The following is a 9,741-nucleotide window of genomic DNA, read 5'->3' as shown; positions in this document are numbered from 1 at the left end:
GGGCTTACTTCTTAAATTATTCGACTGAAAAAAGAGTTGTAGCTCATCTTTTTACCGTTAAACTACCCAGCATGAGTATTAAAAATCAGTTACTAGCAGTGTTCGCCGCCATCTTTGTTTTTATATCGGTTGCTTCCTTAACGAACGTTAAAAAGACTCCTACTGGCTTTCCCCTTTCTACGCAAACACAACTGAAATACATCTATCTTAGTTTTGACGACGGGCCATTAAACGGAAGCGAAAATATAGACAGTGTAATATTAGCAGAGCGGCTCAAAATAAACGTTTTCCTGGTAGGAGAACATGCTGAACAAACCAGGCAATTGGGTAACTATTACAATATGTATGAACAAAATCCTTTTGTGGAATCATACAATCACAGTTTTACCCACGCAAATAATAAGTATGCCTTATTTTATAGCAACCCATCCAATGTTTTAGCCGATATTCAAAAGAATGAACAATTACTGCACCTGCGGTATAAAATTGTACGCCTGCCAGGCAGGAATATGTGGCGCATCGGAACCCGAAGAAAAGACGATGGAACAAGTGGATCAGCAGCGGCGGACCTGCTTGCAAAAAATGGCTACCACATTTACGGCTGGGATCTGGAATGGCAACACAATCCGAAAGATGGCAGTCCTGTACAGACAGTGGACCAGATCCAGAAAGAAATAGAAACCAAACTGGAAGACGGCACTACCTTCACAAAAAACCATATCGTAATCCTGCTTCACGACGAAATGTTTCAGAAAAAATGGGAAGAAACAGAACTGAAGCAACTGATTGACCGCTTAAGACAGCACGACAATTATATTTTTGAACACCTACGTTTTTATCCAGACAACCAGTATGATTAAGCGACACCTTCGTTATTTCTGGAACAACTTTACCCGGCCTCGTGTACTCAGCTTTTTGCTCATCGGAACTGCTGTGGTGTTCCTGACCTTCCTTACCAACGACAACGCCCTGGAGATCTCTATTTCAGGGTTGGCTTCTGTATTTATCGGAATAGCCGTAAATAATTTTACAGCCGAAGAAACCCGCCACAAAGACGAAATTGCCATCCGTTCCAAGGTAACATATGCCTCAAAAGTACTGGAAATGGCGGAGGCTAAACTACAATATATATGCACCCAGTCAGCTACCGGAAATCAGCAGCAGGCGGAGGATGCGTGTAAGGAACTCAGCCAACTCCTTGGTTTACTAAAGCTGCTTCTCAAAGAGGAAAAATCCTTACACTAAGGGGAGATACCTCTCCTTAAAATTTACCCCCACCTATTAAACAGGCCCTTTCGCCGATCCTTTTTACCTGCACAACTACTATCGTTTTCTACAAGGCAAAATCAACTGCAACTTTACAGCAACAGGTAACCGGAAATTAAATGAAACAACAAAATATACTTCACCCGGCTGAAATCATCTTACTTGCCTCAACGATTAAACCAGCCGGGTTTAAAAACAGTTCAACTATTTTTTCTGCTGCATACCAGCCCCTGGATATAGTATCGGTTGATATAGCAAAAAGCACCCTGGAACTGGAAAGCGGCTGGCTATTTATGATAATGGGGAATAACTACCCTACTGCAAGCTCCCTTCCGCCAAATCAGGATCGGGTAAGCACAGAAGCTGCACCTTATCCGGCCATACCTGTACACCTGGATGACGTTCAAACTAACCATAGATTTATCAACCCAGTTAATAACAAAAAATGAAAAAATTATTCATTGCAACCATTGCCCTGGTAAGCATAAGTGCTGCCAGTATAGCTCAATCAGTTCCGGTTAATAAAGTTGCTGCATCAAAAACACCTGTTGTAAACAAAGCGGCAGATAGCAAAGCGCCTACCCCGGTTATTATCAACAAATCTGGTCAGGCAGCTCCTGCCGACAGATCTCCGGCTACAGTTGCCAAAACCAGTTCCACAACTCAATCTAAGCAGGAAACAAAAAAACCAGCAGTGACAGGCACCGGTAAAAACAGCGGTGCCGGTCCACTTAAAAAAGATGGCAGTCCCGACAAAAGATTTACAGCAAATAAGCATTTAAAAGCAAATGGAAGTCCTGATAAACGATTCAAAGAGAATAAGAAACATGGATAGTGCGGGTCAGTGACTGCCACGCCCTGTGTTATTACACGGGGCTTTATTTTAACTTCCTGTAAAATTTCAAAATATGCCTACTGCTGGTAATAAAATAGCAGGTATTTTAAAAAATTTATCGCCCCGAATTTACTGGAGAGAGTTACTGGCTTTGCTTATGTTGCTGTTGGCTATTGTATTTTTTCGTGATGAACGCCGGGAACTCCACCAGCTTATTCCAGAGCTCAAACAGGTCAGTATTGAATGGCTTTTTTTACTGGCGGCTTTATCAATTGCCACCGTAGCCTGCCAGGGAGGCATTTACAGGAGCAGTTTTGCTGCCATCGGCCTTTTATTAAAGTTTGGATACGGAATGGGCCTATTTCTGAAAAGGAATTTTTTGAGTGTTTTTTTGCCAGCGGGTGGTGTTAGCGCCCTGGCCTATGCGCCACGGGAAATCCGAAGGGCAGGGTATACTAAAATACAGGTACACCAGGCCAGTGGATTATTTGCTTTTGCGGGCTTATTGTCTTTTTTTATTGTTGCAATTCCTATTATCAGTTATGCGGTTATTACTAAAAACCAGTTTGGAAATTCATGGATTGGCCTGGTAATTATTTTATTATTGATGACGATTATCGTTGGAGTTGTACAATCTCTTCGAAAAAAGAAATTCATTTATCAATATATTGAAAAAAAATTTCCACAATGGATAACCGGTTTACAGGAATTATTTACAGCGGATCTAACTGCAAAAAAATATTCAGGCGCCGTTTTGTATTCTGCGGGTGTTGAACTATGCGGCATACTCACCGTTTATACCGCAATGCTGGCCCTCGGGCAGCCTGCTTCGCTGGGCGCCGCTGCCTCTGCCTATGTAATCAGTGTACTGATTACCCTGATTTCGCCCTTTATGCGAGGCCTCGGAGCCGTGGAACTTAGTATGGTGTATGTGCTGGAACAATTTGGGTACAGCTCTGTTACCGCCTTTTCAATAACAATTATTTACAGGGTATTTGAGTTTTGGGTTCCTCTTATTAGCGGCTTTTTTTCTTTCGCATGGAGAGGTAGAAAAATATTTCTGCGGCTTTTTCCGGCAGTGTTGATTTTTACCTTAGGTATCATCAATATCGTATCTGCAGTTACACCACCCCTGCAAAACCGTTTTCATTTTTTAAGAGAATACATTCCCTTAACAGCCATTCATGCCTCTCACCTGCTGGTATTATTCTGCGGGCTGGCATTACTGGTTACTGCTACATTTTTGTTCCGCGGCCTACGAACAGCCTGGATTATTGCCCTGCTTCTTTCCGCCTTTTCAGTGATTGGAAACTTAACCAAGGCGCTTGATTATGAGGAAGCACTCTTCGCCACTGTTACATTTACCATACTTGCGTTTACAGCAACTCAGTATCGAATCCGGAGCAGTAACAAATGGATGAAAGCAGGTCTGAAAACAGCACTACTTGGTTTTGGTTCTGTGCTGGTTTTTGGAACGATCAGTTTTTACTTTATTGATATCAACCATTTTGGCGAAAATTTTACCTGGCAGCAATCTTTGGTGCATACCTTAAAAAGTTTCTTATTGGTAGAAGACCATTCGCTCCGTCCGTTTACAAGATTTGGCCATGAGTTTGTCTGGCTTCTAAGAAGCCTTGGCTTCCTTCTATGGAGCTTCCTTCTTTTTTGTATAATTAAACCCCATCAACGCAGGCATAATTTACCTGAAAACCACCGCGAAAGAGCCCTATTTTTAGTACAGCAGTTTGGGAATTCATCGATGGATTATTTTAAAGTGTATAAAGATAAACTGATATTCCTCTCTGATGTATCTGATGGATTTGTAGCATATCGAATTGCAGGCGGGTTTGCTATAGTATTGGAAGAACCTGTTTGCGCTGAGGAAAACAAACTGGAAATTCTGCAAGAATTTGAACAGCATTGCCGTCGTATGGGCTTGAAGCCAGCCTTTTACCGGGTAGACGAAGACAGCATTCCCTGGTTTAACCAATTAAGAAAAAGTAAGCTGATGATCGGACAGGAAGCTATAATAGACATAAACAGTTTTTCCCTTGAAGGAAAAGACAGAAAATCTCTGCGCAATGGGCTTAGCAGCTTACAGAAAAAAGGCTATACTACTACCCTGCATACATTTCCGCATACCGCTGATTTTTTAAAAAAATTAAAGTGCGTATCAGACGAATGGCTCCAAACCTTTGCGGTAGAAGAGACAGTTTTTTCACAAGGCATGTTTGATGAGCTGGAATTGCAACAACAAGATATTATAACCGTAACCGATGAAAACGGTGCTATAAAAGCATTTTTAAACATAATTCCCGATTACGCAGAAGAAGACTGTACCTATGACCTAATCAGAAAAACTACGGATGCCCCCGGTGCGGCTATGGATGCCTTGATTGTACGACTAATTGAGTACGCCAGGGATAACAAAAAACGATATATCAATCTTGGCCTGGTGCCAATGACAGGTATTACACAGCCCGATAGTACGGCTGAACAACTTATAAAGCTAGCTGCCCAAAAAATAAAACGCTTTCAGCATTATAAAGGACTGAGAGATTTTAAAGAAAAATATGCGAGTTTCTGGGAGAATAAATACCTGGTTTATGATAATGACTTTGATTTATTGCAATTGCCGGTTGCCTTGCACACTGCTATGAAGCCCTGAAACATCGCAAGCAGCTGTTGGTAGTCCATCAATACCCAGGTATTTAATTTTTATTTCCGACCTTTAGCATTAACTATTGATTCTTCACGTTTAATTTAAAATTTTGCCAACGATTTTACATGTAAACGGGGTTTACCCGCAGTTCGGAGAAGATTGTTTTATTGCACCGAATGCAACTATTGTTGGGGATGTGGTACTGGGCGATCAGTGCAGTATCTGGTTTAATGCAGTAATAAGAGGTGATGTAAACAGTATCCGGATCGGCAATAAAGTTAATATACAGGATGGTGCCGTCCTGCACGCCACTTACCAGAAAACCAAAGTACATATTGGTCATAATGTTTCCATTGGCCATAATGCCATTGTACACGGCTGCACCGTGCACGATAATGTGTTAATAGGTATGGGAGCAATTGTTATGGATAATGCGGTTGTGAACAGCAATACTATTATTGCAGCGGGCGCAGTGGTACTGGAAGGTACTGTTTGCGAACCGGGCAGCATTTATGCGGGCGTGCCTGCAAAAAAAGTGAAAGCTATCAGCCAGGACCTGGTGCAGGGCGAAATAAACCGGATTGCCAACAACTACCTGCATTATTCAAGCTGGTTTAAGGACCAGGTTTGATACAGGATTACAGCTGACGCTATTTGCCTACATGTTTCGCTGGCCCGATTCTTGGATAATAATTGCTTTATTTATCCGTTATAAGCAAAAAGCCTTATGAAACTGTTCCGTTGTACCTCTTTTCTGCTGACCATTGCCGTTGCTATGCTGCTGGTTTCCTGCAGTTTATCGAAAAAATCCGGCTGTCCGTCGAACGGAAAGAACGTAGGTGCAGAACGAATCCTGAGCGGTGAAAAAGTTCCGAAGGCAAAGAAATTTAAGGCCTGAGCCCAGCTCAGCCATTTATAGCAGGAACCATAAACCGTATCATATGTGCCCCGTACTCCACACCCATGAAGGCTTTACTGAAGCTGTAATTGACGAAGATGGCGGATTAAAACGCTTTTACGAAGTAGCCAACCTGCTTTCAGACGAACTCAGGATTTCCTTCAATAATAAACTGGATGATTTCGATTCCCTGATCTGGGATTTTACCTACCACGGACAAGCACTGAGTTTGCACTATAATATCTATACCGGGATATGCCTTTACCCGCAACAATCCAATAGGGTTATGCCTCCTCAAAACAAAGCCGTTGCCGACCTGGCCGGGTTCCTCGAATCAAGGTTATTGATCAATACAGTTAAAAAATATATCTCCTGATAGCGCTGTCCTATACCGAACAGAAACTGTATCAAAATCGGACAAAAAACACTTTCAATTATAACATAATCTATTCATTTTTAACAAGATATGAAGATGGCATTTTTTTGGGAAGTTAGATTCCCTAATCAACTGCCATGATTCGGAATTACATTAAAACCGCTTTTCGCAACATTGTAAAGCACAAAGCATTCTCGGCCATAAATATTGCCGGACTTGCCATTGGAATGGCATCCAGCATATTGATTCTGCTTTGGGTGCAGCATGAACTAAGCTTTGATCGTTTTCATGAAAATGCGAACGAGTTATTCCGTATAACTGCCGAAGCCAGTGAGTTTAAAACCGCTGTCAATCCGCCTGGCATGCCGGTTGGATTAAAAAAAGAGATACAGGCAGTTAAAAACTATGTACGGGTAAGCAAGGCAGTAAAGCTGCTGCTCGAAAAAGACAGGCAGCAATTTGAAGAGAAAAATGCCCTTTATACAGACCCCTCTTTCCTGGATATATTTTCCTTTCCACTATTGAAAGGAAATAAAAAAACAGCGCTCCAACAGCCCAATTCCATCCTGCTTACAGCATCCATGGCCACCAAGTATTTTGGAACAGAAAATCCCCTGGGAAAATCACTGCTGCTGGACAATCAGCACAACCTGACCGTAACCGGTGTACTTGCCAATCCACCTTCCAATTCGCATCTTCAGTTCGATTTTATTTTACCGATAACAACAGAAAGTGCCCGTGCATTAAACAGCAATTGGGGAAATTTCAATTTCTATAGCTACCTCTTATTAGATAAAACTGTTGCCAATGACCCGCAGGCTATTCTTAAAACAGAATCGCTGATTAATACTGTTTACAAACGAAACATACCGGAAAGCACCCTTAAAGTAGCTTTTCAATTACAACCCTTAACCGCCATTCACCTGCATTCCAACCTCCAGATCGATGTAGCAGGGCATGGCAATATTTTATACGTTAAGATTTTTTTTATCGTTGCAATTTTTATCCTGGTTGTGGCCTGCATTAATTTTATGAACCTTGCCACTGCCCGTTCTGCCAAAAAAGCAAAGGAAGTAGGACTGAGAAAAGTTGTAGGCGCATCACGCGCGCAGTTAATTGCCCAGTTTATGGGCGAATCAATGGTATTATCCTTTGTTTCGCTGGTAATTGCCATTGGAATAGTTTATTCTGTACTTCCCTATTTCAATCAACTGGCCGGCACTTCCCTGGTACTGCAACTATTGAATTCTAACTTATTATTGATTCTGCTGGGAATCTCTATCGCCACCGGTCTGCTTGCCGGCAGCTACCCTGCCCTCTATTTATCAGGATTTCAACCAGTGAAAGTGCTAAAAGGACCGTTGAAATTCACCGGAGGTTCACAGCTCCTTCGCAACAGTCTTGTCATACTTCAATTTGTTGTTTCCATCGTTTTGCTTATCGGAACCCTGGTTGTATATCAGCAGCTTCAATTCATTAAAACGAGAAATCCTGGTTTTGACAAAGCCAATCTCTTATACATGCCTATGACCGGAGACATGTGGAATAAGCAACAACTGCTAAAAGATGAACTGCAAAAAAATCCGCTCACCAGTAATTTTGCTATCAGCTCTGAATTACCTGTTAATATTGATGCTGGTACCAATGATGTGCTTTGGGAAGGCAAATCGCCCAACGCACAGGTTATTTTTCCTTTCCTTCGGGTCAGTGAAAATTTCATAGATGTATTTCAGATAAAACTACTTAGCGGACGATTTTTTTCTCCTGGCTTTATAGCTGATTCTAACAACTATATCATTAATGAAACTGCTATGAACGTGATGGGGTTTACCAGGGAAACCGCTATTGGCAAAGCACTCTCACTCAATGAAAAGAAAGGAACAATTATTGGGGTGGTGAAGGATTTTAATTATAAACCCATTCATACCAGCATTGAACCACTAATTCTCGAGTTAAATAAATGGGGTGGACATGTTATTCTGCGTTCAGCTGCGGGAAAAACGACCGAAACCATTGAAGCAATGGCGGCTATTCATCAACAGCTGAATCCCAATTTTCCTTTTTCATTTAATTTTCTAGACCAGGACCTGGCCAATTTATACAAGGGTGAGCAGCAGATCGGCCATCTCTTCAATCTCTTTGCAATACTTGCCATTTTTATTTCCTGCCTTGGTTTATATGGACTATCTGCATTTATGGCACAACAGCGCACCAGGGAAATTGGCGTACGCAAGGTTTTAGGAGCATCTGCCTCATCAATTCTGCTGCTTTTATCATCGAGCTATACCCGATTAATACTGATTGCTACTTTAGTTGCCAGCCCCCTTGCATGGCTGGTTATCCATAAATGGCTGGAAGGATTTGCCTATCATATACAACCCGGCTGGAGCATATTTGTGGCCGCCCCCCTCGCCGCCCTGTTTATAGCCTGGTTAACGGTTGGGTATGAATCCGTAAAAGCAGCCTGGTCGAGCCCTGTTAAGAACATCCGGACGGAATAAACTGGCCAGAAGATTGCCAATGACTGGTATTTATTAACAAGCCCAAAAGGAATAATTGTTAAGTTTACAGCTTCCACGACAAGCAATAAAATCAGTCATTATGAATCAATTTTTTTTGAGTGTAGTTTCCGGAGCCGTGCTTACATTGGCCGCCTGCAATTCGCAGACCCCCAATCATGCCTCCTCCTCCCGGCCCAACCCGGAACCCGCACCCGATACTACAGGTGCGCCGGTTGAAACAAAAGCCGCCAATACCACGTATAAACCTGCTTTTGCCGGTCAAACCCGCATTGGCAGCGTTACTACCAAAACCCCTTATACCGTAACACAGGTTAACACCGCTTTAAAAGCCCCCTGGGGCCTTACCGAACTACCCGATGGCAGGTGGTTGATTACCGAAAAAGCAGGAAACCTGCGGATTGCTTCGGTCGACGGAAAACTAAGCGAACCCATCACCGGCATACCTGCTGTCAATAACAAAGGCCAGGGTGGTTTATTAGGTATTACCCTTGATCCAAATTTTGCCAGCAATCGGATGGTGTACTGGGTCTTCGCTGAACCGCACGAAAATAATGGGTCACTCACTGCCGTTGCAAAAGGCAGATTAGCAGACGACGAAACAAAAATTGAAAATGCCCGGGTAATTTATCAGGCTACCCCCGCACACAACAAAGGCAATAACCATTACGGCGGCAGGATCCTGTTCGATAAATCCGGTAATTTGTTTGTAAGCACCGGCGAACGTTCCGATAAATCGACCCGGGTGGAAGCGCAGGACCTGAATTCAGGTTTGGGTAAAATCCTGCATATTACAACAGACGGAAAACCGGTAGCTGGAAATCCTTTTTTAAATCAAACAGGCGCCCGCCCCGAAATCTATAGCTATGGCCACAGAAATGTGCAGAGCCTGGCCATTCACCCGGTAACCGGCGATTTATGGGATGCAGAATTTGGTCCGCGTGGAGGTGACGAACTCAATCACATTCAACCGGGTAAAAACTACGGATGGCCGGTAATTTCCTATGGAATTGAGTATAGCGGAGAAGCGATGCCTGGTGCCCTTACGCAGAAAGAAGGTATGGAACAACCTGTTTATTATTGGGATCCTACCCTCTCTCCCAGCGGAATGACCTTTTACAGCGGTAATGCCATTCCTGAATGGAAAAACAATCTTTTTATAGGTGGTCTCAGTGGTATGCATAT

10 protein-coding genes are annotated in these 9,741 nt (G+C 42.7%); all 10 read left to right on the top strand.

Translation table 11 applies throughout. The annotated features are described in order from the left end of the window. Positions 1-860: polysaccharide deacetylase family protein (locus A1D16_RS06330; RefSeq protein ID WP_290708455.1), on the top strand; the 860-nt coding region annotated here is incomplete at its 5' end. Continuing rightward, positions 853-1,245, top strand: a complete 393-nt coding sequence (locus A1D16_RS06325; protein ID WP_290708454.1) for a hypothetical protein — start codon at positions 853-855, stop codon at positions 1,243-1,245. The genes A1D16_RS06330 and A1D16_RS06325, both read left to right, overlap by 8 nt. 140 nt (positions 1,246-1,385) lie before the next feature. Further along, the gene (locus tag A1D16_RS06320; RefSeq protein ID WP_290708453.1) at positions 1,386-1,715 is read left to right on the top strand and encodes a hypothetical protein; all 330 of its coding nucleotides are present in this window, start codon (positions 1,386-1,388) and stop codon (positions 1,713-1,715) included. After that, positions 1,712-2,101, top strand: coding sequence for a hypothetical protein (locus tag A1D16_RS06315; protein ID WP_290708452.1), 390 nt, complete (start codon positions 1,712-1,714; stop codon positions 2,099-2,101). The genes A1D16_RS06320 and A1D16_RS06315 overlap by 4 nt, the downstream gene beginning before the upstream one ends. A 73-nt stretch (positions 2,102-2,174) precedes the next feature. After that, positions 2,175-4,769 carry a phosphatidylglycerol lysyltransferase domain-containing protein gene (locus A1D16_RS06310; protein WP_290708451.1) on the top strand — a complete coding sequence of 865 codons (2,595 nt, stop codon included), beginning with the start codon at positions 2,175-2,177 and terminating at the stop codon, positions 4,767-4,769. A gap of 103 nt (positions 4,770-4,872) precedes the next feature. Beyond that, positions 4,873-5,394, top strand: a complete 522-nt coding sequence (locus A1D16_RS06305; RefSeq protein WP_290708449.1) for a gamma carbonic anhydrase family protein — start codon at positions 4,873-4,875, stop codon at positions 5,392-5,394. Between the two features lie 96 nt (positions 5,395-5,490). Further along, the gene (locus A1D16_RS06300) at positions 5,491-5,661 is read left to right on the top strand and encodes a hypothetical protein (RefSeq protein WP_290708447.1); all 171 of its coding nucleotides are present in this window, start codon (positions 5,491-5,493) and stop codon (positions 5,659-5,661) included. 43 nt (positions 5,662-5,704) lie between these two features. Continuing rightward, a complete protein-coding gene (locus tag A1D16_RS06295; RefSeq protein ID WP_290708446.1) occupies positions 5,705-6,037 on the top strand; it encodes a hypothetical protein in 333 nt (110 codons plus the stop codon). A gap of 137 nt (positions 6,038-6,174) precedes the next feature. Continuing rightward, positions 6,175-8,538, top strand: a complete 2,364-nt coding sequence (locus tag A1D16_RS06290; protein WP_290708445.1) for an ABC transporter permease — start codon at positions 6,175-6,177, stop codon at positions 8,536-8,538. A gap of 100 nt (positions 8,539-8,638) precedes the next feature. Beyond that, positions 8,639-9,741, top strand: a 1,103-nt coding sequence (locus A1D16_RS06285) for a PQQ-dependent sugar dehydrogenase (protein WP_290708444.1), incomplete at its 3' end; no start/stop codon positions are given.

This window comes from Flavihumibacter sp. CACIAM 22H1, from assembly GCF_001601815.1.
GTDB lineage: Bacteria > Bacteroidota > Bacteroidia > Chitinophagales > Chitinophagaceae > Flavihumibacter.
Note: the sequence above shows the minus strand (reverse complement) of the source record. Positions and strands in the feature narration are given on the sequence as shown.